Source organism: Fictibacillus enclensis, assembly GCF_030123385.1.
Taxonomy (GTDB): domain Bacteria; phylum Bacillota; class Bacilli; order Bacillales; family Fictibacillaceae; genus Fictibacillus_C; species Fictibacillus_C enclensis.
In genome coordinates this window covers 4,094,721-4,120,363 of the sequence record NZ_CP126109.1, presented here as the reverse complement: position 1 = coordinate 4,120,363, position 25,643 = coordinate 4,094,721, and the positions used below count along the sequence as shown (strand labels likewise).

The window sequence follows — 25,643 nt, the reverse complement described above, 5'->3', positions numbered from 1 at the left end:
GGGGAGGACTTGAGTTGAATAGAAAGATCGCAGGATTAACACTATCATTGAGCCTCGCTCTTAGCGGTATTACAGCATACCAATCATCTACGACAGCCAGCGCAGAAACGCTAAAGAGTATTAAAGAGAAAAAAGAGGCGAATAAGAAGAAACAAGACGCAGCAAACGAAAAGCTTAAACTAAATGAAAAGAACCAGGAAGCAACACGAAATGAAATTGCACGAATCGATCAATCAACCGCTGATACGGAAAGCAAGATCACCAAAAAAGAAACAGAGATTCATAATACAAAAGATCAAGTGGAGCAGCTGAAAAAGGAAATTGAGGTTGTTCAAAAACGAATTGATAAACGGGACAAGCTCTTAAAGGACCGGATCAACTCCATGTATCAAAGCGGCGGAGCAGTCCAGTATCTTGAGGTAGTGCTTGGATCCAAGAATTTCGGTGATTTCCTTGACCGGGTAGTAGCGTTAAATCTGATTGCCGATCAGGACCGCCAGCTTCTTGAAGAGCAAAAGAAGGACAAAGAACTGCTTGAAGATAAGAAAAAGACGGTTGAAGACAAGCTTGCTGCTTTGGAAGATAAAATGAAAGAACTGAAAGATTTGAAAAAGCAGCTGGATGCTCAAAAGAAAGAGAAAACAAGATTGATGGCATCCTTAAAGAAAAAGCATTCCAAGATTGAAGACGACGTTGAAAAATACGAAAATGCGGCTGAGTTGTTAAACAGCCAGGAGCAGGCCATTAAAGAAGAGAAGGCACGCGCCAAACAGGCAAGTGAACAACAGAGCACCAGCGGCAGCGCAGGGAAAAATGCTTCCAATACAGGCTCTGGAATGATTATGAAGCCGGCAGCCGGTGTTTTCACCTCTGGCATTGGTTCACGCTGGAACAAGTTCCATGCCGGCGTGGATATCGCCCAGGCTGGAAAAGTTCCGATTTATGCAGCGGCTGACGGAACAGTGATCCGTTCCGATTACTCTTCCTCTTATGGAAATGTAATCTTTGTTACGCATAACATTAACGGCCAGACCTGGACAACGGTTTACGCCCACATGAGAGAGCGTGTTGTACAGGGCGGTTCGGTAAAACGCGGACAGCTCATTGGCTATATGGGGAACACGGGACATTCATTTGGTCAGCATCTGCACTTTGAACTTCACAAAGGGCCATGGAATGCATCCAAATCCAATGCCGTTGACCCTCGTCCATATATGTAAACAGAAGAAAAATATGGACATAAAAATACAAGCTGTTCATAATATAAAGTAGGAGTCACGCGGACATACATCAGGTCCATCTCTTACTTTGAAAGTGGCATCGCATCCGGAAGGTGTGATGCCTTTTTCTGCAAACAAATGAGGTGAGCGAAATTGAAAAGAAAAGTTGTTGCACTTCTTATGGTATTATCGCTTGTAATTGGAGCGGGGGGCATGTATGGCTGGATGAAGTGGTCACAGAATGACCAGTCCATCGGCAATGCAGGAACGGTCAATGAACTGAAGAGCACGAAAGCACCAGTCAACCAAGATGAGGAATTTGCAAAGCTTCAAAAGACCTATCAGCTGATTTCCTCAAGGTATTACCAAAAGGTGAGTTCGGATAAATTGCTGGAAGGTGCCATTGATGGAATGGTAAAAACCTTGAAAGATCCTTACTCTGTCTATATGGATGAAGACACGGCGAGCCAGTTTACCCAATCGCTGGATTCGTCTTTTGAAGGAATTGGAACGGAAGTCAGCATGGTCGATGGCAAAGTGACCGTCATCGCTCCATTTAAGGATTCTCCTGCCGAACGTTCAGGAGTAAAGCCAAATGACCAAATTGTTTCAGTGGATGGAAAAAGTCTGGAAGGTCTCGACCTGTACAAGGCAGTCCTCAAAATACGTGGGAAAAAAGGGTCAACCGTCACACTTGGCATCAAACGAAAAGGTGTGAATGACACCTTGAAAATTGATGTAAAACGAGATACCATTCCGATTGAAACGGTTTATTCGAACGTTCAGAAAGTCGACGGGAAGAAAATCGGGGTGCTGAACATTACTTCCTTCTCGGAAGACACCGGGTCGGACTTTAAGAAAAAATTGAGTGATCTGGAAGGCCAGGATATTCAAGGCCTGGTCATCGATGTCCGCGGGAATCCGGGAGGGTACCTGGACGCGGTGGACAGCATGCTGAAGGAAATAATTCCTGAAGGCAAGCCGTTTGTTCAGATCCAGGACCGCAAAGGAAACAAGCAGCGCTATGTTTCCGAACTGAAAGAAAAGAAAGACTACCCGATCGTCGGACTCGTTGACGGGGGAAGTGCATCCGCTTCTGAAATCATGGCAGGAGCGTTGAAAGAAGCGGGTGGATATCCGCTTGTTGGTGAAAAAACGTTCGGTAAAGGAACCGTTCAGCAGACCATTGATCTTGGGGACGGCAGCAATGTCAAGCTGACCCTCGCCAAATGGCTGACTCCGGATGGGAACTGGATCCACAAGAAAGGGATTAAACCGAATTATGCGGTGAAGCAGCCGGCTTACTTCTATTCCAGCCCGCTCAGCATCGAAAAACCACTTGCATATGATATGAACAGCGAACAAGTCAAAACCGCACAAAAAATGCTGAAAGGGCTGGGCTTTGATCCCGGCCGTTCGGATGGATATTTTGATGAAAAAACTGAAACCGCCGTTACAGCTTTCCAGAAAGCCAACAAACTAACTCCATCCGGAAAAATTGATCAAAAAACAGCGGGTGAGATCGAAAGCAAAATCATTACTCAAGTCCGTAACAAGAAAAACGATCTCCAGCTTCAAACGGCATTGGAAATTGCGGCAAACAAAAAGAACTAAAGAGAAAACCCGCAGGCTCGAGGCTTGCGGGTTTTCTTATGAATGAATTTACAAAATCCACACATTTTCTAACACTCCGACATCTTTTCAGGTTATACTTATAAAGATTAATGAGATAAACTTTTTGAAAATAACATTCCAGGCGGATGCCGGAATCGACTAAAAATAATTAAGAAAAGATGCTTTAAGGAGAGATTTGTTCCATGGATATTTACTTTAAAGAACTGCTTGATGGAATAGCGGGTCTTTTTTTGCATCCACTTTCATACGTATTTGTGATTCTTGCTTTTGTGATCGGCTTTAAGCGGGTTAAACGGGAAAGGAGAGAATTTAAAGTAAAAGTCCATCCGGTGATTGATAACTTGATTCAATCCTTTTTTCCCGGTCTGTTGATCGGTGTTCTGTTCTCGGCTGTCCTGCTTGGGACAGGTATCGCGATTCCGATGGGAATGGTTGCTTTAATCGGGTTAATGTATTTGCTGCTCGGTTTGACCATGAAAACCAGGTTTCTTAACCCTGCTTATGCGATCGGACTGGCTTCCATTGTTGCCCTGTTTCTTCCGGGGTTTGAGACAGGTACTGATTTTATTGACAAGTGGGTCAGGGATGTACAGAGCACACCGCTTGATTCACTCGGCATCCTGATGGCCATGCTGGTCATACAGGAAGGAATATTGATTATCTGGAAAGGCTCCAGCAGGACGTCACCCCGGCTGCTGAAAGGAAAGAGGGGGCAGTATATCGGTGCCCATGAAGCGACACGGTTTTGGCTTGTACCGCAATTTTTGCTGATCCCCATGGGCGCTATTCCGGCGCAGGGAGACTGGCCGATGTTCGGAATGCAGGCGGTTGGCTACTCCATCCTGCTCGTTCCGTTTGCTGTGGGCTTTCGTCAGCTGAATGCCCATTCGCTGCCACAGGAAGCGATTAAAGCTACAGGTAAGCAGGTATTGGCGCTGGGCGCATTGATCGTGGTTATCACCCTTGTCGGTGTGTTTACCGATCTTCCGCTCCTTGCTGTCATCGCCCTTATTGGTGGAATGCTTGGCCGGGAACTGATTACTGTTATTAACAGCCAGAAGGACGATCACGGGAAACCCTTCTTTACACGCCGCAACAATGGCCTTGTGGTTCTCGGTGTTGTGCCGGGTACCCCTGCTGCAAAGATGGGGATTCAGGTGGGCGAAGTGGTTATGAAGGTAAACGGTGTTTCCCTGAACAATGAGAGCGAATTTTACCAGGCGCTGCAGATCAATGCCGCGTTCTGTAAACTCGAGATTCTTGACCACCAGGGGGAAATCAGGTTTGCCCAGCGTTCACTTTACGAAAACGAACACCATGAATTGGGTTTGCTGTTCGTTCACGAAGTAACCGAGAGAAAGAGTGTGGAAGTTTCGTAAACAAGAAAGCAACAAAGAAAAAGGCATGCCCATGTGCGGGTATGCCTTTTTTGCTATGAACCGTATGGTGGCTGGTAATGCGGCTGTTGATAATATCGGATGGCGTTTTGTGGCTCCGGTCGATTGCCGCAGTCCGTTGGAGGGCCGATGAACATGGTGGGCTGCACAGGGTTTACCGTTTGCTGCCATTGATTTTCGTTCATGCAATAAGTGTGGGCCATGATATTGGCAGGGGTAAACTTGAGCAGATCTGACCCCAAAATGACATCAGGTGTTGGCGAGTTAAAAATGGCCAGCAGATGGGTTTGATCCGTGGTGGCTACTTCATAATGCCACCAGCCTTGAGGAACGTTGGCCACTTGCCCGGGAGCGATGGAAAAATGCATAAATTGTTTGGTGAAAGGGTTGAAAATGGAAACGACAGCAGCACCCGAAATGCAGTACACCAATTCAGCCGCATTTTGGTGATAATGAGGTTCCACCACATTATTGCTGCTCAAAAAAATATCCAGCAGGGATACATTGTCCAGCGTGTTCAGCTCGTTGATACCCAGCACATTAATGTAATTTTGCCGGTCTTTCGTCACGACGTTCGTATTGATGGTCGCGCTGAATTGCACGGAAGGGGATGTATAATTCAAGTTTTGAGCCATATTCCATTCCTTCTTTCCCTCATGACATGATTACATTAGGCTATGCGAATGCCCATATAACGTGAATCCTTAATCGACCTGCCTGCATCACGGGCAGGCTTTTTTCATTTCGTTTGTCCACTTTGTGACAATCCGCACACAACAAATAAAAACAGCCTGGAACAGTGACATTTATCACATATGAGATAAGCCCTATCGTTATAGCATGAGATAGTACTTATTTCACATAAGAGAAAACGTAAATAGAAGAAAGGAGAGGTTCATATGAGCAAGCGATTTTCATCCGGCCGCCTTTGGAGGGTAGCCGTTCTGGCGGCAGGTCTGCTGGTGTTTTTGTCCGGTTGTGACCGGCGCTATCTGATCTTCAATCCATCCGGCCCGGTGGCGGAAAAGGAACTACATTTGATTATTTTATCCGCAGTGCTTTGTGCTGTTGTGGTCATTCCAGTGTTGGGGCTGCTTATCTTTATCATTTATCGGTACCGCGATAAGCCGGGCAATAAAGCTCCTTATACGCCGGAGTGGAATGACAGCAAAATTTTAGAAATTGTCTGGTGGGGAGTTCCGATTATTATTATTGGTATTTTGGGTGTGTACACGGCAAAAACTACCTACTCCCTTGTAAGGCCGCCGGTGGAGGATGTGAAGCCGATCACCATTCAGGTAACTTCTCTTGATTGGAAGTGGCTGTTTCAATACCCGGACCAAAAAATTGCTACCGTTAACTATGTCGAAATCCCAGCCGGTGTTCCGGTCCAGTTTCATTTAACGTCGGATCAGATGATGAACTCGTTCTGGGTACCTGAGCTTGGCGGTCAGGAATACACCATGCCGGGTATGGCGATGAGGCTTTGGCTTCAGGCGGATCAACCGGGAACCTATTACGGCTCCGGTGCCAACTTTACCGGAAAAGGCTTTGCACACATGAAGTTTAAGGTGGTAGCCAAACCACAGGCTAGATTTAATCATTGGGCCAAACAGGTGAAAAAGACCGCTCCTGCACTGACTGAAGCAAAATATCAGCAGCTTGCCCAAAAAGGCCTGGCGGAAAAGCAAACCTACTCTTCATATCCCGAGAAGTTATTCCTCGACACGATCGACCGCAATGGAGGCAAATACATGAAGCCAGGAATGAAACACGGCGGACACGACATGTCGATGATGGACAACGATAACGAATAGAAACGAAAGGGGGAAAAACAAGTGGGAGAAAAAGCGAAAGGATTTTTTGTAACGGGTGACCCGCTTATCTATGGCGCAGATGTATCCATAATCATCACGCTGCTTGGCATTCTTATTTTTCTGACGTATTTCAAAAAATGGGGCTGGCTGTGGCGCGAATGGCTCACAACTGTCGATCATAAAAAAATCGGAATTATGTACCTGGTGTCGTCCTTACTCATGCTGTTCAGGGGAGGGGTGGATGCCCTCCTGATGAGGATGCAGCTTGCGATGCCGAACACTCATTTTCTGCAATCGCAGCACTACGATGAAATTTTCACCACACACGGAACGATCATGATTCTTTTCATGGCGATGCCGTTCATGTTTGCACTTTTTAACATTGTTATTCCGCTGCAAATCGGAGCCAGGGACGTGGCGTATCCGTTCCTGAATGCGATGAGCTTCTGGCTGTTCTTTTTCGGCGCATTGCTCTTTAACTTGTCCTTTGTGATTGGCGGATCTCCGGACGCAGGCTGGCTCAGCTATCCTCCGCTTTCCGAATTGGCCGGAAGCCCCGGCCCGGGACAGAACTTTTATATCTGGGGAATTCAAATTTCCGGAATCGGCAGCCTGGCGACCGGCATCAACTTCCTCGTGACCATTTTAAAAATGCGCGCACCCGGAATGAAATTGATGCAGATGCCGCTGTTCACATGGTCGGTTCTTTCCAGCTGCATCACCATCATCTTTGCATTCCCGGTATTGACAGTAACACTCGCGTTGTTGTTTGTTGACCGCTTTTTCGGTGCTCATATCTTTACAGCTACAGGCGGCGGAAATCCGATGATGTATGTCAACCTGATCTGGATGTGGGGACATCCTGAAGTGTATATCGTTGTCCTCCCGGCGTTTGGCATTTATTCCGAGATCGTCAGCACGTTCTCCAAAAAGAAAATCTTTGGCTACAAATCGATGGTTTTTTCCATGATGATCATCTCGGTACTCGGTTATTTCACCTGGGTCCACCACTTTTTCACCATGGGGGCCGGAGCCGATGTAAATACGTTCTTTGCGATCACAACGATGGCAATCGGTATTCCGACAGGGGTTAAGATATTCAACTGGCTGTTCACCATGTTCCGGGGACGAATCACGATGACGCAGCCCATGCTCTGGACGCTCGCATTTATTCCTTGTTTTCTCGTCGGCGGGGCAACCGGTGTGATGCTTGCGGCAGCGCCTGCAGATTACCAGTACCATAACAGCTACTTCCTGATTGCCCACTTCCACCAGACGCTGATTGGCGGTGTCGTTTTCGGATACTTGGCCGGACTTTATTATTGGTGGCCGAAAATGTTCGGGTTCAAACTGAACGACCGCATTGGAAAATGGGCTTTCTGGACATGGAACATCGGCTTTTATGTATGTTTTATGCCGCAATATGCCCTTGGATTCATGGGTATGACCCGCCGCGTATACACGTACGGCTGGGATATGGGCTGGGCGCCGTATAACATGGTGTCAACTGCTGGTGCCTTTCTGATGGGAATCGGATTCGTCTTTCAGGTCTGGCAGATTCTCTACAGCATCAAGCGTGGTGAGCGGGATCTGACAGGCGATCCATGGAACGGACGGACACTGGAATGGTCGATCCCGTCGCCTGCGCCACACTATAACTTTGCCCATCTTCCTGAAGTAAAAAGTGACGATGCCTGGTGGGACATGAAAAATCACAGATATGGAGCTGCCGTTCAGGACAACATCAAAGAATATACACCGATTCATATGCCGAAAAACTCAGGGATTCCGTTTCTGATGTCGGCATGCTGGTTTGTGGCCGGATTCGGACTTACGTTCGAGTGGATTTGGATGGGAGTTGCCGGGCTTGCTGGAGTTGGTATTTGTTTGCTGGCCCGTTCCTTCCAGAGAAACACGGATTACTACATTCCTGTAGATGAAATCAAACGGACAGAGGCTTCTTTAGGGAGGGTTGTGTGATGGCACAATCAGCTATCTCAGTGGATGCTCATCACGAGCACCAGCACGATACGTTTAAACTGCTTGGATTTTGGATTTTTCTCGTGACTGACTGTATTATTTTCGCTTGTTTGTTCGCCGTATATGCCGTTTTGCGGACACATACGGACGGCGATTTAACCGGGCGGGAGCTGTTCGAGGTGAAGGGCTTCACCGCAGAGACCTTTATTCTGCTCGTGAGCAGCTTTACGAGCGGTCTTGCCTCACTCGCCATGCATAAAGGCAGCAAAAAGCAGCTCCTTGGCTGGCTTGCGGTTACCGTTTTGCTCGGGTTGTCATTTGTAGGACTTGAGATCACAGAGTTTGCCAAGATGGCGTCCGAAGGGGCAAAAATCTCAACGAACGGGTTTCTCTCTTCCTTTTTCACACTGGTCGGTACGCACGGCCTTCATGTATCCTTTGGATTGATCTGGATGATCGGTGTGATGGTGCAGATTGGCCGGCATGGCATTGACTCGCTGACAAAAGAAAAGGTCACCATCGTCGGACTGTACTGGCACTTTCTCGATGTGGTCTGGATCTTCATCTTTACCGTCGTCTATTTGCTGGGGGTGATGTAAATGGGCAGTCATGAAAACCACGGTTCAGCCAAAACGTATATTCTTGGATTCTTGTTTTCGCTGCTTCTAACGGCCATTCCGCTGTGGCTCGTGATCCAGCACGTGATGAGCAAAACGGCGCTGACCGTTTCAATATTGTTGATCGCCGTGCTTCAATTGATCATCCAATTCTTCTTTTTCATGCACATCAGGGAGGGTGAGAAGCCAAGGTTTCATGTCATGGCACTCGTTCTCGGAGCGGTCATGGTGTTCACCATTGTCGCCGGCTCCATCTGGATCATGACCTTCAACTCTCAAGTTCACTAAGGTGATAGACCGTCCCCTTGGTGGAGCCGGTTGTTGGGAGGTTTAGGGCGGTGAGGAGATTAGTAGTCGCTGTTCTTGAAGAAAGGTGGAGGAAGTCTCTGCATTGTTTATTATTGATCGTTTCTTGAAATAAGTAGTAATAGTCTTTTAAAGAGGGAATGTGGGCACTGTTTGAAGAGTGATAGCAGACATTGCAAATCCACTTTCCTCTTTTCCATTGCATGGGGATAGAGTTTCATTTTGGACAATAAACACCTTTGAGAAGGTCTGTGTGGGAAAGAGCAAATCGAATTTGAGGATTTATTGATTCGGGTGTGTGTTGTTGCAGGAAGTATTTTGTAAGTTTCTTTAGTTGTCTATTAGTTAGTACTTCTTTAAGATGGACACTGTCGAAGTGCTCAATATTTTTAGTGAGTACAGAACTCCTTGTGATAAATTTTCTTATGCTCGCACTGCTTTTAGTGTGTACAATCGTTCGTGGACTGCTGATCACAATTAGAGTTTCGATGGGAAGCTGAGGTAAATGCTTTTGTTCCAGCCACTGTGACAATTGCTCTCTTTGTCGTTGTATTTGTAAAACAGGGTCAGCAAATCCTTCTTCAACACCATCTTGAATGCGAATCAGTTGATGAAAGTTCTGATCAAACAATAGAGGTCCCGAGATATTCTTTACTTCAAGGATTAAGAAATAATAGGGTGTTAGAAGGAGAAGGTCAAGCTGAAAAAAGCCGTTGTTACCAGGAAGACGCAGATCATGGAAGATAAAGTGTTTTTTCAGAGGAAGATTCATTAAATAGTAGTCTAGAGAGAGTTCGCCCCGATAGCCTGCAAGGCGCTGAGCCAGTTCTTTTTCAAGTTGGGGGCGTTTGATATGGTTATGTGGCAGCCTGCGTGTTAATGCTTCCAATTTTTTAATAGTAGAAGGGACTAATAATGGTTTGACGATCATAGCAACACTCCTTTTCTCAAAGATTCCTCTTTTCTGTAGATAAATCCTGCTTAAAAAGAATCCAATGATAAGCCAAATTGGTGAATTGCACGAAATTTGTTTGGAATTGCACGAAAAACCAATTAATTTGCACGAAATGTAGGATTAATTGCACGAAACTCTGAATAATTGCTTATTGCTGAATTTTCACACAACTTTCTCACCCCACTCACACCCCCACCAAACAAAAAAATACTGTAAATCACCTCCGATAATTTACAATTTTTGTCCTATAATCCCGAACTTTGTAACATTTTGAAATATAGATGTAATATAGCTGTCCTAAAAGTTCAGTTTGTTAATGATATAATTACGGATGGGAATTAACGAGGGTTGTAGGAGTAAGGTTAAGGAGGAAATGTAATTGAAGCAAAGAGTTTTAAAGGCTTTTTTATCACTTAGCATCGGTTTTAGCGTTTTTTCATACACTTCAGCGCATGCGCAGACCTTAAGTGATATACATAAGAAACAAGCCGAAAATGACGCGAAAAAGCAGAAAAAGAATGCACAAATCAAGGAAGTTCAAGGCCAGCAGGATCAAGTGGTCCAAGAACTTGAAAAGATCGAATCAAATCTCGAGCAAACAAAGAATGATATCGAGACGAAAAAAACAGAAATTGATGATACGAAAAAAGAGATTGATAGACTGAAAGATGAGATTGCCAAGATTCAAAAGCGAATTGAAGAGCGGGACGCGCTTTTGAAAGAGCGTGTACGTTCCATGTATGAAAGCGGAGGCGCTGTAAAGTACCTGGAAGTGGTTCTGGGTTCACAAAACTTTGGTGATTTTCTTGATCGATTGATCTCATTGAATATGATTGCTGAATCGGATAAAGCTCTTCTTGAAGAACAGAAGCGAGATAAAGCCAAAGTAGAAGAAAATAAAAAAGATGTGGAACAAAAACTGGGATCACTTAATGCGAAGCTCCAGGAGCTTAATGGACTAAATGACAAACTAAAAGCTCAAAAAGAGGCGAAAGACAGATTGTCTGCTTCCTTGAAGAAAAAAGAATCACATCTTCACGAAGATGTGACAAGCATTGAAGAGAAGAATGACATTCTAGCGGCTCAGGAAAAAGCGATTAAAGAAGAAATCGCAAGAGCCAAGCGCGAAGCAGAACAGCGTAAGCGTGAAGAAGCTGCACGCAAAGCAGCAGCAGAAAAGGCCGCTCAAAAACAGGCAGCAGAAAAACGTGTGGCTGAAAAAGAAAACCGGCAGGCACCAGCACCGGCGCCTGCTCCGAAACAAAGCACGCCACATGTGTCAGCAAACTTTATCTGGCCGGCCAAGGGTTATGTTTCCTCTCCGTTTGGAACACGTTTTGGAGGAAGTGACTTCCACCCTGGCATCGATATTGCAGAAGCAGGGTCAGGGAATCCGATCGTAGCAGCAGCTGATGGTACGGTGGCTCGTTCTTACCTGTCGTCTTCTTACGGAAATTGTGTGTTTGTTTCATCCTACATTGACGGACAGCTTTACACTACCGTTTATGCACATATGAGCGAGCGCATGGTCAGCACCGGACAAACTGTAAAACAAGGCCAGCGGCTTGGAACCATGGGGAATACTGGACACTCTACTGGTCAGCATCTTCATTTCGAACTTCATAAAGGACAATGGAATTACGCGAAATCCAACGCGGTTAATCCAATTCCATATTTGCATTAATTCACAACATGAGGGAAGCAGGAGACAACTCTAGCTTCCCTTTTTTAATCTGGTAAAAAAGAGGTGAGAAGGGTGAAGGTTGGTGAGGCAAGGAAAAATGGTGCCGAATGGACTAGGAACTTTGCGGAGTCGAGCGAATGGGTGCTCGGTGCCTATTTTAGCGGCTCCACGATTGAAATGAACAATGATGAAGATCTCCCCGTGGGTTCGGATGTAGATATTGTTGTGGTTACCACCCTCCAAGATCCGCCTATGAAACTCGGAAAATTTCTCTATAAAGGAACACTGCTGGAAGTGACCTATCTTTCGCAGGAACAGCTTTCTTCGCCGGAAAAGGTCCTCTCTTCGTATCATCTTGTGGGGAGTTTCCGGGTTGATACGATCTTTTATGACCCCGCCAACGTTTTGCAAAACTTGCAGCGTGTTGTTTCGACAAAGTTTGCTCAAAAAAAGTGGGTACTCACACGATGCGAGGATGCGAAAAAACGAGTGGAAACGGGTTTGAATTCTATCAATTCTAAAGTGCCGCTGCACGAACAGGTGATGAGTTTTCTCTTTGGTTCAGGGGTAACGACTCACATTCTTTTGGTTGCTGCTCTCCGCAATCCGACCATCCGGCTTCGTTTGGTCAAGGCGAAAGAAGTACTTGAAAATTACCGTCTAGAGGGATTTTATGAGGAGTTACTCGAACTTTTGGGATACAGCCATTTCACTCCAAAACGAGTGGAATATCATTTGAACAATCTCGAAAAAACATTCGATGTCACCGTTAATGTATCAAGGACACCCTTCTTTTTCAGTACAGATATTTCAAAGGACAGCCGGCCGATCGTAATGGAAGGGAGCAGGGAACTCATCAAAAAAGGCTTACACAGGGAAGCTGTCTTCTGGATTGCTGCGACATTTACACGCTGCCATACCATTTTGGCAGCCGATGCCGATGCAAATACACAATCCTCGCATCTCCCTGCCTTTCACGAGTTACTGAACGAGCTTGGACTATCATCTCATCCCGATATCATAATGAAGTCCCGGCAAGTCCTCGAATTTTTGCCAGGTGTTTGGGATACAGCCGAGAGGATCATTCACGAAAATCCTGAAATCATAGATAAGTAGGCATGCCTGTTTTGAGGCATGCCTTTTATCATGTAAATCACTCGTTAGAGCGATATTTAAATCATTGAAATTTGTCTATACTGAGAATGGCTTTATTATTACGAGTTCGGAGTGACGCCTTTGCGAGTCTTTATTTTTTTATTATCAGCATGGCTGCTCATCCTGCCATACAAAACTGAGGCACATGCCTTTCTGGTGAATTCCAATCCGGCTCCGGAGAGCACAATCAGCCAATTGCCATCCACAGTCGAACTGACATTTAATGAACGGCTTGAGAAGGAATTGTATTCATTAAAAGTTCTGAATGACAAAGGTAACCCCATCACGAAAAACCCGACGAAGATGAGTCAAAACCAACGTAAATTGACATTGGACCTTCCACAAGAAAAAGAAGGGGTCTTTACGGTCCAATACTCGGTGATCTCTTCAGACGGCCATCCGGTATCTGGCGCTTATTTATTCACTGTAGGGCAGCCTTCACAAAATAATAAAGTTACGGTCGATGGCCCGGCGGGAGAAACCGGTCATCAGGGCAGCGAATATAACCTTGCTTCCCTGGTCATAAGAACCCTGTATTACGTCTTTTTGCTGCTGGCTTCCGGCTGGGTGCTATGGAAATCTTTCATTCCATATTCGAAAAAAGAACAAAAAGAAGCGTACATCAAACACGGGAGGCTCATTCAGAAGGTCCATCTTTTTCTACTGGCCGGATTCATTTGCATCCAGGCCAGCATATTGCTAAATGGACAAAACTGGGCGGGTTTTCCTGACCTCCTGTTCCATACGGCAATCGGATGGTCTTGGCTCCTGTCATTGGCAATATCTGCAGCAGGGCTGTTCTTAACGTATAGAAGGACATGGTTTGATTTGGTCTGGGTCATCCTGCTGCTTCTGGCCAAAAGCTTGAATGGGCATGCGGCAGGGCAACAAATGGCCCCGGTCACTATGGGTCTGGATACCCTTCACCTATTGGCTGCTGCTCTATGGGCGGGAGGACTGAGCTATTTGTTTATCAGTTGGAAAAAAGATAAGGACCATAGTACTTTCTTTTTTAAACGATTTTCAGTAGCGGCTTTAATCAGCTTGATGGTCCTGATTTTAAGCGGTTTGGTATACACCGTTTTCTTACTGCCCAGAGTATTCTATCTCTGGGATACCGCGTGGGGCATTTTATTAACAATCAAAGTGGTTATTGTGATTCTTGTTCTTATCACCGGCGCACTCCTCCGATCTCATAAAAAAAGAAAAAAGGGCAGAAATGCGGTTCATGCTCTTTTGAAAGTGGATCTGACGTTAATGGGGCTGATTCTTGTGATTGTTGCCTTGTTTACACAGCTCAGCCCGACCCCGCAAAATAAGCCGCTGAATTGGGATGAAAGCAAAGGCGGCATTCATTTTGAAACAAAATCGTCTGTCCTTCAGCCGGGAATCAATGATTTTAGCATCAAGGCGGCGAGCTCAAAAGGGAAACCGTCGATTGAAAAGGCTGAACTGCGTTTTCAGTCTATAGACCGACCGAAAGTCCCGGAGATCATCGTTCCCCTGAAACCGGAAAAGGGATCTAATGGACATCAAAAGATCTTTCGTAAATCTGGTGCCTACCCGCCATTCTCCGGTGAATGGAAAATGACCATTGCTGTTGTTAACGAAGATGTAGAGGAAATTTCAATTACCAAAACCATTAAAATTTACGAACTGCAGCTTTAGCAGTTGAAAGGATGTATTTATAATGAAGAAAAAATGGATTTCCATGCTAGGTGTCTGTGCTGCTGCTCTTTTTATGTTTGCAGGCCCGGCTAGTGCCCATGTGGTGGTCTTTCCACAGCAAACCACTCAAGGGACGTATGAAAAGTTTTCTGTACGGGTCCCAAATGAAAAAGATATTCCAACCGTTAAAATCAAGGTGGAAATTCCAAAGGATGTGGAGATTTCGCGGTTCGAACCCATGCCAGGCTGGAAATATACGGTTGAAAAAGACTCTACGGGCTTGATCAAAAGCGTCACCTGGACGGCCGAAGGCAAAGGGCTTTCTTCAACAGAATTTACTGAGTTTAATATGCAGGGTAAGGTAGGGGACAAGGCAAATAAAATTGTCTGGAAAGCTTACCAAACATATAAAGATGGAAGCACTGTCGCATGGGAGGGGCCGGAAAGCTCGGATACACCTGCTTCAGTTACTAAAGTGATGAAAGGAAACGGAGACGAGCATGGCGATATGCACGGAACCGCCAATGAACAGGAAGAGACTGCAACGGATGATGAAAACGCAAACTCATCCACACTTCCGCTCTATCTTTCAGGTGCAGCTGTATTGCTTAGCCTGATCTCACTGATTCTATCTGCCAGAAAACGAAAATGATTGAAAGGATTCGCATACCAGGCGGATCTTTTTTTTATATCACTCCGACCATAAGAGCAAGAATGAGGACGATTTACAGGGTTGGGGACTGTTAGAATAAGAGCAGAATAAGGAAGAGGTGAATGGCAAAATGAACATGAAGCTTCAGGACCGGTATGATTATATTGAACCCGGTGATCCAAAGCATGAAGCATTGTATGAAAAGATGCTGAAAAAGGAGGAGATGTCAGGGTATTATACCGGAGTAACAACGACAGGAATTGCCTGCCGTTTCGGGTGCAGTGCCGCTCCGCCTCAAAAGGATAACACAGTCTTCTCAAGAAGGCTGTTTGATCTCATTGCTTTTGGCTTTCGTGAATGCAAGGTGTGCCGGCCTTTGACCTATGGGACGGAACAAGATGAGGTTGAAACGTTCGCTGAGCTGATCCTAAAGGCTGACCATCCGGAAAAATATTTAAAGCAGGTGTCTCCCGGGGATACCTCATATCGTGCGGCGCAAAGGTGGTTTGAACAGAAACATGACGGTGACTTGCAGAAGTACATGTATGTTAAACGTGTGAACCATCTTTTAAAAAGTGAGAACAACCAGGACTTTGAATATACCAATATCATTACTTATCAAAGGTACTGGACGCCGATCGGAGTACTTATCGCCTGTTTTTATGAAGGAGAGTGCTGTCTGCTGGAATTTATGGACCGGCGTGCGCTTGAAACCGAACTTCTTTTTCTGAAGAAAAAGCTCAATGCCAATTTTAAAAAAAGAGCTGGCGCAGTAAGCCGGCAGCTGGGGAAAGAGCTGCAGGAGTATTTCACAGGCGAACGTCAAACGTTTACGGTTCCCGTTGCGAGCATCGGAACCGCTTTTCAGCTCCAAGCCTGGGATGCGTTGAAAGAAATTCCCTACGGCACCACACGCAGCTATAAAGGGCAGGCGGAGCATCTGGGACGTCCGACAGCCGTCCGGGCGGTTGCCAATGCGAACGGAAAGAATCGTATTTGTATCCTGATTCCGTGTCATCGGGTGATTGGGGACAACGGAGATCTTAGAGGATATGCCGGGGGATTGGACAGGAAACAGTTTCTTCTTGAACTTGAAAAAAGCAAAGGCTTACAATAAGAGGAAAAAGGGGGCAAAAGGGATGGACAGTCTGTCATTTAATGAAATGTGGGAAAAAATTATGGCGTGTGACAGTTCCTATGATGGGTTATTTTATACAGCTGTTAAAACGACAAAAATTTACTGCCGCCCTTCCTGCCGCTCTAGGAAACCGAAAAAGGTAAACGTCGAATTCTATGATACAAGGACTGAAGCGATGAAAGCAGGATTTCGGGCGTGCAAAAGGTGCCAGCCGGATACCGGGCTCTCTCCGCAGGCTGAGCTTATCACCAGGGTGAAAAGCTTTCTTGTCGATCACTTCAAAGAACCTCTCACCTTGCAGGACGTTGCCCAGCATGCGGGTGTCAGCCCGTTTTATCTGGAGCGGCAGTTTAAGGGATTGACAGGAGACACTCCCCGGACCTATTTGGAAAAGATCAGGCTGGATAAAGCGGTGTACCTGCTTACGCACACCTGTCTAACCAATCTCGAAATCTGCTATGAGGCAGGCTTTCAGAGTACTTCAAATTTCTATAAAGTCTTTCGAACAGCCCTGAACTGTTCTCCAAGTGAGTTCAGGAGCATAAAAGAGGGAACATAAAAAAACACTTTCAATGGGAGCGAAAGTGTTTTTTTATTTTTTTAATCAGTTCGCTTTTCCTGCTACACTGCGGTCAGGTCCTACATATACAGACTCCGGACGGAAGATCGTGTTGTCTTCGGCCTGCTCCAGCACATGTGCGTTCCATCCAACCATCCGGCTGGCGGTAAAGGTTGGGGTGAACAAATCAGGCTCCATCTGGATGGCTTTCATGATGGCGGCAGCATAAAACTCCACATTGGTATACAATGAACGGCCGGGTTTGTATTCTTTCAGCAGTTCAACTGCCATCCGCTCGGTTTCCAAAGCCAGGTCGAGCCATGGATCTTCACCCGCCGTTTGCAGCAAGCGTTCTTTTAAGGCGAGGGCCCGAGGATCGTGGGTTTTGTAAACGCGATGGCCGAATCCCATCAATTTTTCTCCGCTTGTTAATTTGTGTCTAAGCACCTTTTCAATATCGTTTGCCTCGGAGATTTCATTAAGAAGATCAATCACGCCCGATGGAGCTCCGCCGTGAAGTGGGCCTTTCATGGTTCCGATGGCGGATGTGGCTGCTGATACCAGATCAGATTCAGTGGAAGCTGTCACCCGCGCAGCAAAAGTAGAAGCGTTCATTCCGTGTTCCAGCGTCAGGATCATATAGGCTTCAAGCGCGTCCGCATGGGCTTTTAAAGGAAGAGAACCATAAAGCATGTAAAGATAGTTTTCAACATGACTCAAGTCGGGATCAGGAGATACCGGAGCGTTCCCTTCCAATGTGCGTTTGCGGTAAGCAATGATGGAAGGCACTTGTGCTGTCAATCGAATCGCTTGTCCAATGGTAGGCTTCCAGTTGTAATCGACTGTGCCTTCAGAAGAGACCGCTGTTCGGATCACGCTCATCATGTCCATGTTTTTCGGAAGCCCGTCAATGAGTTTTTTCATTTCTGAAGAAAGCATGCGATGTTCGCTCAGTTCATTTTTTAAAGTGCTTAATTCATGGTCATCCGGCCATTTTCCGTACCATAAAAAATAGGCCGCTTTTTCAAAGGATGCTATTTTCATCACTTCACTGATCTCGAGTCCTCTGTATAAGAGAATGCCATTCTTTCCGTCTACCGAACTGATGGAAGTCTCCACAGCGACAACCCCTTTTAGTCCTTTTGCTGCATTCATTGTAAACCTCTCCTCCTTTTATTCTTTGATCCTATTGTATGATGGATATATAATTAGGAAAATTAAATCTTTTTAAATGAATTAATTAAGAAATATAATAAGGAGAAAATGATGGAGTTTAAGTGGCTTTATACATTCATAACCGCAGCTGAGACAGGGAATTTTAGAAAAACGGCAGAGCTGCTTTATATATCGCAGCCTTCGGTCACTGTTCATATTAAGCAGCTAGAAAATGATATCGGGGTATTACTCTTTCATCGGGAGGGAAAGAAAGTTAAGCTGACGGAAGAGGGAAAACGATACTTGGATCATGCGAAAGAACTGATTGCTCTTTATGAAAACGGACTGGAGGATATGGCTTCCTTCAGCCAGGGCTTCAGCAGCAAGCTGATTTTGGCCATTTCACCGCTTATTGCGGATACAATTTTGCCATTTGTGCTAAAACGTTACTTAAATCAACATCCGGAAACGGAAATAGAGGTTAAAATTATAGAGTCTGAGCAAATTGAACAAGCCGTTCTGAATGAAGAGGTGGATATCGGCTTGTCATGCCTGCCCACTGCCAATCCTGATCTGATCTGTGATCTTCTCTATACAGACAGGGTGATGTTTGTTTGTGCACATGATGGAAGGGACTTGGAATCAGCACCGCCACTGGATGAAAAAGAGATTTTGGAATCTCAGTATCTGCTGACACACAATCATCCGGGCTATTGGGGAGCCTTAACCAAGAGTATTAAAACCCGGTATCCGGGAGTGCGAATGATGAGAGTATCACAGGTGCATATTACAAAAAGATTTATTGTGGAAGGACTTGGGGTTTCCTTTTTGCCTGCTTCAACAGTCAGGAGGGAATTGCTGGAGGGAAGGTTGCTGGAGGTGGACTGCCCCTCAATCCCGCTTCCCGAAGCTAACACCTATGCGCTCAGAAAGTACGACCATCGAAAACAAAGGGAATTCCTTTCCTTTGTAGCCGGCCACAGAATTTAAAAAGGAGAGAAAACCAGATGAAAAAGAAACTCGCGATGTTCAGTTTGGCGATGCTTCTACTTGCCGCATGCTCGTCCAACAATGCCGACGAAAAGAAAAAGTACCATGAAGGACAAAATATGGAGGCGGCTGAGAGCATCTATAAGCAAAATTGTGCCTCCTGCCATGGCAACAATTTGGAAGGCGGAACCGGTCCGTCCCTGGAGAAAATCGGAAGTAAATATTCCGAAAAAGAGATCATGAGCGTCATTCTGAGAGGAAGAAACGGCATGCCCGCAGGGATTTTAACCGGTGGCGACGCGAGGCTTGTTGCCGAATGGCTGAAAAAGGAGCATAAATAGGTTTACTACAGAGAGACACAACAAGCAAAAGGAGCTGTCCTGAAAGTCAAAAATTGACCTTCAGGCAGCTCCTTTGCGTAAAAAGCTTCCAGGAAAGTTGATTGTAGTGGAAGACGCGAGACTCCTGTGGGACTAGCGTGACAGGTGAGACTCCCGCAGGCGCTTGCGCCAAAAGGTAGGCGTTCACGCCGGTAAAGCTCACCGCACGCCCCACGGAAAGCGAGCGGCCTGGAACGAAAATCAACGGCTTACAGACTTTTTGGATAGCCCCTTTTAGTTTTTTATAAGATAGGAGACAGGAGCCGGGAGATGGACTCCCGGAACCGGATCCAGCGGGAGCGGTGCTGATATTCTTCCCAGGTCAGTTTACGGGACAGTTTGACATCCTCCTGGAAGGCATCGGTCAGCTGTTTCGCTACATCTTTATTATAGATAAAAGCATTAATCTCAAAATTCAGCTTCAGACTGCGGATATCGAAATTGGCTGTACCGACAGAGGAGATCTCATCATCTACTACGATAGATTTGGCATGGATAAAGCCGTTGTCGTAAATATACACGTTGGCTCCTGCTTTCAGCAAACCGCCGATATTGGAAAGTGAGGCCCAATACACAAAAAGATGATCAGGCTTGTTGGGAATCATGATATTCACATTGACGCCGGAATGGCAGGCAATTCGCAACGTGTCCAGCAAGCTCGCATCAGGGATAAAATAAGGTGTTTGTATGGTGATGGACTTTTTGGCCATCGAAATCATTTTGATATAGCCGTCCTTGATCTGCGGCCACTCCGATTCAGGCCCGCTTGTAACAATCTGCATGCCGACCGTTCCCTTGGCGTCTTCATTGGGGTATAAAACCGGATCATAATCAATATCGTGTCCGTACGACGCCTGGTTCCAATCAAGTATGAAGCGGGTTTGCATGGAAAGGACCGCTTTCCCCTGAATTCTCAGGTGGGTGTCACGCCAATTTCCAAATCTCGGACTGAGGCCAAGGTACTCATCCCCAATATTAAACCCGCCAACATACCCGATTTTTCCATCGATAATGACAATTTTACGATGATTGCGGTAGTTCATACGAAAATTAATAAAGGCAAATTTGCTTGGGAAAAAGACCTCCACTTCTCCTCCCGCTTTTCGAAGGTCGGCAAAGAAGTTGTTAGGAAGGGTTCTTGATCCGAGCTCATCATAAAGAACTCTGACTTTTACTCCCTGTTTGGCTTTTTCAATAAGAGCATCGCGAATTCTTCGGCCGAGATTGTCTTTTTTTATAATGTAATACTGCAGGTGGATATGGTTTTGTGCCTGATCAATATCATGAAGAAGGTTTTTAAACTTTTCTCCGCCTGTCGTATAAATATCTACAGCATTGTCGCTTGTAAATGGAGCTTCATTGTTTAGAAGCTGCATGTAGATTAAATCCTGGCTCGCCCGTTCCGGCTCACTGCTAAATTCAAACGAGCCATCGCGGATGTGGGTGATCTGTTTTTTTAACATCTGCTCCAGTCCAAGCTTTTTGCGGTCATCCCAATGGAAAAGCCGGTGCCTGTTCAAATTTTGGCCGAGCATTAGATATAGAAAGAAGCCGCCTAAAGGAATGAAAACAAGGACAAGGAGCCAGGCCCAAGTGGAGCTGGCATCTCTTCGTTCCTTAAAAACGATGATGGCGGCAAGCAGTATATTTAAGATAGAAAAAAACATTAAAACGTAAGAAAATATGTGCATTGAAAATATTTGCATAGTTTCTCCTTACCTAACAGGATCGGTGTAAAAACCTAGATGTTTACCATATCATATTCTTCAGACTTAGTCGTAATTCTTTACATATAAATAAGAGGAAACTCCTTCTTTTGCCACCTTCTATTATATATGAATCAGCACTTTTTTCCATTTATTCGGATATAAAGTCCCCTCAGAAGGAAGCATATAAGAGTATTTGGGAGGATAACTTAAGATATGTAAGTATATTATGGCTAATCCTAGGCATTCCTAATAGCACCTGTCACATACTTATATATCCTAGAATACATAATTTGGTGTAACAAGGAAACTTCTATACAATAAAAAAGTTACTGTTATTTGTTGTCGTATAATGTCGAAGAACAGAGGTGATTAAATGGATGCAAAAGTCAGTGTAAAAAATGTAACGAAAATCTTCGGAAAATCTCCGAAAACAGCCGTACAATTATTAAAAAAAGGAAAATCCAAAAGAGAGATCCTTAAAGAAACAGGCAGTACGGTAGGAGTAAACAATGCATCGTTTGATATCTATCCCGGCGAGATCTTTGTGGTCATGGGGCTATCCGGAAGTGGTAAATCAACCCTGATCCGAATGCTTAACCGGCTGATCGATCCTTCAAGCGGTGAAATTTTGATTGATAATGAGGACATCGTTAAAATGCCTCCAGCGAAATTAAGAGAGGTACGCCGAAAAACCATCTCCATGGTATTTCAAAACTTCGCACTTTTCCCTCACAAAACCGTGCTTGAGAACACAGAATACGGATTGGAAATTCAAAACGTTTCCGCTTCAGAGCGAAATGAAAAAGCAATGAAATCCCTTGAGATTGTTGGATTAAAAGGGTTTGAAAACCAGCTTCCATCCCAACTGAGCGGAGGTATGCAGCAGCGGGTCGGTCTGGCAAGAGCATTGGCGAGCGATACAGATATCCTTTTGATGGATGAAGCGTTCAGTGCACTGGATCCGCTTATCCGTAAAGATATGCAGGACGAGCTTCTTGAAATTCAAGACTCCATGCATAAAACCATCATTTTTATAACACACGATTTGGATGAGGCTCTTCGAATTGGCGACCGGATCGCCCTTATGAAGGATGGAAGCATTATTCAGATTGGAACTCCTGAAGAAATCATGATGAATCCTGCCAATGAATATGTTGAACGGTTTGTTGAAGATGTGGACTTATCACGTGTACTTACCGCTTCGCATGTTATGAAACGTGCAGAGAAGATCTCGCCGGACAGAGGACCGCGTGTGGCGCTCCAAATCATGAAAGATCAGGGATATTCCAGCATCTTTATCGTAGACCGCAAGCAGCGCCTGCTTGGAGCAGTTACTGCTGATGCAGCGTCCATGGCAGTAAAAGAGGGCAAAACGATAGAAGATGTAATGCATAAAGACGTGTTGACAGTAAAGGAAGACACATTGCTTTCCGATTTGTTTGAACCAATGACCAACACCCAGATTCCGGTTGCCGTCGTAGATGAAGAAAAACGGCTGAAAGGAATTATTATTCGAGGTGCGGTCATCGGGGCACTCGCTGGAAACCGTGATGGGCTGAATGGAAAGGAGGATGACGAATGAATTTTCCGAAAATCCCTTTAGCACAATGGGTTGACCACTTAGTAGACTGGATTACCAGCACGTTTGACCCGCTTTTTAGTGCAGTTACAAGTTTTATTGAAGGACTGCTGGACAATCTTGTTAAGGTTCTTGATATCGGTCCTCCTATCCTGCTGATCTTGATCATTACACTTTTCGCGCTCTATACATGCCGATGGGGTGTAGCCATTTTTTCTTTGATCGGATTATTATTGATCGATAACCTTGGGTATTGGGATGCGACAGTTCAAACGATCGCACTCGTGCTATCATCAGTCGTTCTTACGATTATTATTGGTATTCCGCTTGGGATCTGGGCATCCCAGAACGATACCGCGAAAAAAATCATTACTCCTATTTTGGACTTTATGCAGACGATGCCTGCATTTGTTTACTTAATTCCTTCGATCCTGTTTTTTGGAATCGGAGTCGTGCCTGGTATTCTGGCATCCGTTATTTTTGCGGTACCGCCAACCATCCGTCTGACGAACCTCGGAATTCGGGAAGTACCTGGCGACCTGATTGAAGCGTCAGATGCATTTGGTTCAACCACAGGTCAAAAGCTGTTTAAAGTACAGCTCCCGCTTGCCGCTCCAACCATTTTGGCAGGGGTTAACCAAAGTATTATGCTGGCGTTATCCATGGTGGTTATCGCTTCACTAGTTGGTGCACCCGGATTGGGAGCTGAAGTGTACCGGGCTGTTACTCAGATTAAAGTGGGACAAGGTTTCGAAGCGGGTCTGTCTATCGTTATCATTGCGATTATTCTTGACCGTGTTTCACAAAACCTTCGTAAACCGCTTTTGGGCAACGTCATCAACAAGAAATGGGTGTATTCTGTTCTCGCAGCAGTTCTTGTGATTGCTTATGCAGTAACAGCATTCAGCCAAGCTGCCGTCACAAATCAAACAGGTTCTAAAAATGTCGGTGACCAGGTCAACTATGAAATTACAGGTATTGATCCTGGGGCAGGCCTAATGAAAGCCACTGAAAAAGCGATGAAGGATTATGGCTTGAAAAACGAATGGACGCTGAAAGAAGGTTCATCTGCAGCTATGACTGCAGAATTGAAAAAGGCGTATGAGAAGAAAGAGCCGATTATCATTACCGGCTGGACACCGCACTGGATGTTCAGTAAATATGATCTGAAGTATTTGAAGGATCCTAAAGGTTCGTATGGTAAGGGTGAATCCATTCACACGCTAACCCGTAAAGGATTCAAGCAGGACAATCCGGGCGCCAACAAAATTCTGGATCAGTTCTACTGGAAACCAGCCGATATGGAAGATGTGATGGTGAAAGTCCAGGATGGTGCAAAACCTGCGGATGCTGCAGCGGATTGGATTAAATCACATAAAAAGCAAGTGGCGAAATGGACCAAAGGCGCACCAAAAGGCAACGGCAAAGAAGTCAGCCTTGTTTATGTAGCCTGGGAATCTGAAATTGCGAGTACGAATGTAATTGCAAAAGTACTCGAACAAGAGGGCTATAAAGTAAAACTTCAGCAAGTGGAAGCAGGCCCGATGTTTGCCGGTGTGGCAGGCGGGAGCGCTGATGCAATGGTTGCTGCCTGGCTGCCAACCACTCACAAGGATTACTACGACAAGTACAAAGGCAAGTTTGAGGATCTTGGACCAAACCTGAAAGGTACAAAGCTTGGTTTGACGGTTCCGAAGTACATGGACATTGATTCCATTGAAGATCTGAAAAAAAGCAAATAATTGATGGAGGAAGGACAGCCGCTTTAGGCTGTCCTTTTTTTACTTAGACTAATGCATTCACTTCGCTAATAAATATATAAAGGAATACGCAAAAGCAGTGAATGGGGAGGCCAGCATGAATAACATCAATTGGGTTGTCAGTGATCCATATGTGTTTCAAACCCTTCAGACTGTAATTGGTAAGGCTGTTGTTGTTCAAACGGAAAGGGGTTCTGTCCGGGGAACACTTAAACAGGTGGTACCGGATCATATTGTCGTTGAATCCGGAGGCAATTCGTTTTATATCCGAACCCAGCAAATCATCTGGGTAGTCCCGAATCCGCAGCTTGTTCCAGAGTAACTCAGCCAGCAAAGAGATGGCGGCGAATCAAGCGGAGATCAGCGGAGGTGGAGCAACATGATGAAACGGGTCAATAAACTGGCAATTGAGCTTCCGAGGCCGGAGTATGGAGACATGAACGGAGCTGCGGCCGTTCAGGAACTGCTCGGCGGGAAGTTTGGGGAAATGTCCACACTTAATAATTACATGTATCAATCGTTCAATTTTCGCGGGAAGAAAAAGTTCAAACCGTTTTATAACCTGGTAGCAAGCATAACAGCCGAAGAGTTTGGCCACGTGGAGCTCGTGGCAAATGCAATCAATTTATTGTCATTTGGCAATACCTTTCCGGGCGACCCGGATATGACGCCTTTACAAAACGGCAAGGACGCACGTTATTCATTGCACTTTACCACGACCGCGCAGGCCGCCTATCCTGGGGACGGAATGGGCCGTCCATGGAATGGGGATTACGTAACCAACTCGGGTAATCTCGTGGCGGATCTGCTTCATAACTACCTGCTTGAAATTGGAGCCCGTACCCATAAAATGAGGGTGTACGAAATGACAGATCATCCGACAGCACGAACGATGATTGGCTACCTGCTCGTCCGCGGAGGGACGCATATTATTGCTTATGCAAAAGCCATTGAAGTGGCAACGGGTGTGGAGGTAGGAAAGATGCTCCCGGTACCGAGCCTTGATAATAACAAATTTGATTATGCGAAGCCATTCATGGACCAGGGACTCTATAATGTGCTTTATACATGGGGTGAACCGGAGTACCGGGACATCAGCAAGATCTGGAAAGGGAAGAACCCTGAAACCGGTCAGCAGTTAACGGTTATTGACGGCATGCCGGAAGGAGGAAAGGTGCCAGACTTTGAGGAACTGCCCGAAGAGTTTGCCCCAGGTATTGACCGGGACGATTATCAGCGGATTTTAAAGCGGCTGATGTCGAATTTGTAAACGAAAAAACCCTGGCA

The 25,643-nt window shown here is 45.5% G+C and carries 23 protein-coding genes; 19 read left to right on the top strand and 4 right to left on the bottom strand.

Going from position 1 to position 25,643, the window contains the following annotated elements:
* Positions 1 to 14: 14 nt before the first annotated feature.
* The 3 genes from QNH15_RS21525 (at position 15) to QNH15_RS21515 (ending at position 4,234) form a co-directional block, all read left to right on the top strand.
* Positions 15 to 1,220, top strand: a complete 1,206-nt coding sequence (locus QNH15_RS21525; protein ID WP_283890441.1) for a murein hydrolase activator EnvC family protein — start codon at positions 15 to 17, stop codon at positions 1,218 to 1,220.
* Between the two features lie 153 nt (positions 1,221 to 1,373).
* The gene (locus tag QNH15_RS21520) at positions 1,374 to 2,834 is read left to right on the top strand and encodes a S41 family peptidase (RefSeq protein ID WP_283890439.1); all 1,461 of its coding nucleotides are present in this window, start codon (positions 1,374 to 1,376) and stop codon (positions 2,832 to 2,834) included.
* A 203-nt stretch (positions 2,835 to 3,037) separates the two neighbouring features.
* Positions 3,038 to 4,234, top strand: coding sequence for a PDZ domain-containing protein (locus QNH15_RS21515; RefSeq protein WP_283890437.1), 1,197 nt, complete (start codon positions 3,038 to 3,040; stop codon positions 4,232 to 4,234).
* Between the two features lie 53 nt (positions 4,235 to 4,287).
* Here QNH15_RS21515 and QNH15_RS21510 read toward each other — a convergent pair whose 3' ends face one another.
* Positions 4,288 to 4,887, bottom strand: coding sequence for a cupin domain-containing protein (locus QNH15_RS21510; RefSeq protein WP_283890435.1), 600 nt, complete (start codon positions 4,885 to 4,887; stop codon positions 4,288 to 4,290).
* 264 nt (positions 4,888 to 5,151) lie between these two features.
* Here QNH15_RS21510 and QNH15_RS21505 point away from each other — a divergent pair, with 264 nt between their 5' ends.
* The 4 genes from QNH15_RS21505 to cyoD are packed head-to-tail and all read left to right on the top strand — an operon-like array spanning position 5,152 to position 8,954.
* On the top strand, positions 5,152 to 6,069 hold the full coding sequence (locus QNH15_RS21505; RefSeq protein WP_283890433.1) for a ubiquinol oxidase subunit II: 918 nt from the start codon (positions 5,152 to 5,154) through the stop codon (positions 6,067 to 6,069).
* 21 nt (positions 6,070 to 6,090) lie between these two features.
* On the top strand, positions 6,091 to 8,049 hold the full coding sequence (locus QNH15_RS21500; protein WP_283890431.1) for a cbb3-type cytochrome c oxidase subunit I: 1,959 nt from the start codon (positions 6,091 to 6,093) through the stop codon (positions 8,047 to 8,049).
* Positions 8,049 to 8,648 (top strand): cytochrome o ubiquinol oxidase subunit III, encoded by a 600-nt coding sequence (gene cyoC, locus QNH15_RS21495; protein WP_283890429.1) that lies wholly within the window; start codon positions 8,049 to 8,051, stop codon positions 8,646 to 8,648. The genes QNH15_RS21500 and cyoC overlap by 1 nt, the downstream gene beginning before the upstream one ends.
* The gene (gene cyoD, locus QNH15_RS21490; protein WP_129479870.1) at positions 8,649 to 8,954 is read left to right on the top strand and encodes a cytochrome o ubiquinol oxidase subunit IV; all 306 of its coding nucleotides are present in this window, start codon (positions 8,649 to 8,651) and stop codon (positions 8,952 to 8,954) included.
* A 235-nt stretch (positions 8,955 to 9,189) separates the two neighbouring features.
* Here cyoD and QNH15_RS21485 read toward each other — a convergent pair whose 3' ends face one another.
* Positions 9,190 to 9,903, bottom strand: coding sequence for a nuclease-related domain-containing protein (locus tag QNH15_RS21485; protein ID WP_283890425.1), 714 nt, complete (start codon positions 9,901 to 9,903; stop codon positions 9,190 to 9,192).
* Between the two features lie 403 nt (positions 9,904 to 10,306).
* Between QNH15_RS21485 and QNH15_RS21480 the strand changes: the two genes are divergently transcribed.
* The 6 genes from QNH15_RS21480 (at position 10,307) to QNH15_RS21455 (ending at position 16,783) form a co-directional block, all read left to right on the top strand.
* Positions 10,307 to 11,611, top strand: a complete 1,305-nt coding sequence (locus QNH15_RS21480; protein WP_283890423.1) for a murein hydrolase activator EnvC family protein — start codon at positions 10,307 to 10,309, stop codon at positions 11,609 to 11,611.
* Positions 11,612 to 11,683: 72 nt separating this feature from the next.
* Entirely contained in the window at positions 11,684 to 12,727 is a 1,044-nt protein-coding gene (locus QNH15_RS21475) for a hypothetical protein (RefSeq protein ID WP_283890421.1), read from the top strand.
* 120 nt (positions 12,728 to 12,847) lie between these two features.
* Positions 12,848 to 14,434, top strand: coding sequence for a copper resistance CopC/CopD family protein (locus tag QNH15_RS21470; protein WP_283890419.1), 1,587 nt, complete (start codon positions 12,848 to 12,850; stop codon positions 14,432 to 14,434).
* Between the two features lie 22 nt (positions 14,435 to 14,456).
* Entirely contained in the window at positions 14,457 to 15,086 is a 630-nt protein-coding gene (locus tag QNH15_RS21465) for a YcnI family copper-binding membrane protein (protein WP_283890418.1), read from the top strand.
* A gap of 130 nt (positions 15,087 to 15,216) precedes the next feature.
* On the top strand, positions 15,217 to 16,203 hold the full coding sequence (locus QNH15_RS21460; protein WP_283890416.1) for a methylated-DNA--[protein]-cysteine S-methyltransferase: 987 nt from the start codon (positions 15,217 to 15,219) through the stop codon (positions 16,201 to 16,203).
* A gap of 22 nt (positions 16,204 to 16,225) precedes the next feature.
* Entirely contained in the window at positions 16,226 to 16,783 is a 558-nt protein-coding gene (locus tag QNH15_RS21455) for a bifunctional transcriptional activator/DNA repair enzyme AdaA (RefSeq protein WP_283890414.1), read from the top strand.
* 45 nt (positions 16,784 to 16,828) lie between these two features.
* On the opposite strand, the gene QNH15_RS21450 is transcribed toward QNH15_RS21455, so the two are convergent.
* Positions 16,829 to 17,938 carry a citrate synthase/methylcitrate synthase gene (locus QNH15_RS21450; protein WP_283890412.1) on the bottom strand — a complete coding sequence of 370 codons (1,110 nt, stop codon included), beginning with the start codon at positions 17,936 to 17,938 and terminating at the stop codon, positions 16,829 to 16,831.
* Positions 17,939 to 18,049: 111 nt separating this feature from the next.
* Here QNH15_RS21450 and QNH15_RS21445 point away from each other — a divergent pair, with 111 nt between their 5' ends.
* Both QNH15_RS21445 and cccB read left to right on the top strand, forming a co-directional pair.
* A complete protein-coding gene (locus QNH15_RS21445) occupies positions 18,050 to 18,928 on the top strand; it encodes a LysR family transcriptional regulator (protein WP_283895703.1) in 879 nt (292 codons plus the stop codon).
* A 17-nt stretch (positions 18,929 to 18,945) separates the two neighbouring features.
* Complete coding sequence (gene cccB / locus QNH15_RS21440; RefSeq protein WP_283890410.1) at positions 18,946 to 19,269, top strand: cytochrome c551; 324 nt, start codon at positions 18,946 to 18,948, stop codon at positions 19,267 to 19,269.
* A gap of 281 nt (positions 19,270 to 19,550) precedes the next feature.
* Here the strand turns inward: cccB and cls are convergent, their stop codons facing one another.
* The gene (gene cls, locus QNH15_RS21435) at positions 19,551 to 20,999 is read right to left on the bottom strand and encodes a cardiolipin synthase (RefSeq protein WP_283895701.1); all 1,449 of its coding nucleotides are present in this window, start codon (positions 20,997 to 20,999) and stop codon (positions 19,551 to 19,553) included.
* A gap of 391 nt (positions 21,000 to 21,390) precedes the next feature.
* On the opposite strand from cls, the gene QNH15_RS21430 reads away from it, so the two are divergent.
* The 4 genes from QNH15_RS21430 to QNH15_RS21415 all read left to right on the top strand — a co-directional run bounded on the left by QNH15_RS21430 (position 21,391) and on the right by QNH15_RS21415 (position 25,626).
* Positions 21,391 to 22,599 (top strand): quaternary amine ABC transporter ATP-binding protein, encoded by a 1,209-nt coding sequence (locus tag QNH15_RS21430; RefSeq protein WP_283890408.1) that lies wholly within the window; start codon positions 21,391 to 21,393, stop codon positions 22,597 to 22,599.
* The gene (locus QNH15_RS21425) at positions 22,596 to 24,338 is read left to right on the top strand and encodes a glycine betaine ABC transporter substrate-binding protein (RefSeq protein WP_283890406.1); all 1,743 of its coding nucleotides are present in this window, start codon (positions 22,596 to 22,598) and stop codon (positions 24,336 to 24,338) included. The genes QNH15_RS21430 and QNH15_RS21425 overlap by 4 nt, the downstream gene beginning before the upstream one ends.
* 115 nt (positions 24,339 to 24,453) lie before the next feature.
* Positions 24,454 to 24,678 (top strand): YuzF family protein, encoded by a 225-nt coding sequence (locus QNH15_RS21420; protein WP_061971948.1) that lies wholly within the window; start codon positions 24,454 to 24,456, stop codon positions 24,676 to 24,678.
* 57 nt (positions 24,679 to 24,735) lie between these two features.
* Positions 24,736 to 25,626 carry a manganese catalase family protein gene (locus QNH15_RS21415; protein WP_283890403.1) on the top strand — a complete coding sequence of 297 codons (891 nt, stop codon included), beginning with the start codon at positions 24,736 to 24,738 and terminating at the stop codon, positions 25,624 to 25,626.
* Positions 25,627 to 25,643 lie beyond the last annotated feature (17 nt).

Coding starts and splice junctions, on each gene's coding strand:
- QNH15_RS21515 (WP_283890437.1), top strand. CDS start 3,038: ATGGATATTTACTTTAAAGAACTGCTTGATGGAATAGCGGGTCTTTTT.
- QNH15_RS21510 (WP_283890435.1), bottom strand. CDS start 4,887: ATGGCTCAAAACTTGAATTATACATCCCCTTCCGTGCAATTCAGCGCG.
- QNH15_RS21505 (WP_283890433.1), top strand. CDS start 5,152: ATGAGCAAGCGATTTTCATCCGGCCGCCTTTGGAGGGTAGCCGTTCTG.
- cyoC (WP_283890429.1), top strand. CDS start 8,049: ATGGCACAATCAGCTATCTCAGTGGATGCTCATCACGAGCACCAGCAC.
- cyoD (WP_129479870.1), top strand. CDS start 8,649: ATGGGCAGTCATGAAAACCACGGTTCAGCCAAAACGTATATTCTTGGA.
- QNH15_RS21485 (WP_283890425.1), bottom strand. CDS start 9,903: ATGATCGTCAAACCATTATTAGTCCCTTCTACTATTAAAAAATTGGAA.
- QNH15_RS21465 (WP_283890418.1), top strand. CDS start 14,457: ATGAAGAAAAAATGGATTTCCATGCTAGGTGTCTGTGCTGCTGCTCTT.
- QNH15_RS21460 (WP_283890416.1), top strand. CDS start 15,217: ATGAACATGAAGCTTCAGGACCGGTATGATTATATTGAACCCGGTGAT.
- QNH15_RS21455 (WP_283890414.1), top strand. CDS start 16,226: ATGGACAGTCTGTCATTTAATGAAATGTGGGAAAAAATTATGGCGTGT.
- QNH15_RS21450 (WP_283890412.1), bottom strand. CDS start 17,938: ATGAATGCAGCAAAAGGACTAAAAGGGGTTGTCGCTGTGGAGACTTCC.
- QNH15_RS21445 (WP_283895703.1), top strand. CDS start 18,050: ATGGAGTTTAAGTGGCTTTATACATTCATAACCGCAGCTGAGACAGGG.
- cccB (WP_283890410.1), top strand. CDS start 18,946: ATGAAAAAGAAACTCGCGATGTTCAGTTTGGCGATGCTTCTACTTGCC.
- cls (WP_283895701.1), bottom strand. CDS start 20,999: ATGCACATATTTTCTTACGTTTTAATGTTTTTTTCTATCTTAAATATA.
- QNH15_RS21430 (WP_283890408.1), top strand. CDS start 21,391: ATGGATGCAAAAGTCAGTGTAAAAAATGTAACGAAAATCTTCGGAAAA.
- QNH15_RS21425 (WP_283890406.1), top strand. CDS start 22,596: ATGAATTTTCCGAAAATCCCTTTAGCACAATGGGTTGACCACTTAGTA.
- QNH15_RS21420 (WP_061971948.1), top strand. CDS start 24,454: ATGAATAACATCAATTGGGTTGTCAGTGATCCATATGTGTTTCAAACC.
- QNH15_RS21415 (WP_283890403.1), top strand. CDS start 24,736: ATGATGAAACGGGTCAATAAACTGGCAATTGAGCTTCCGAGGCCGGAG.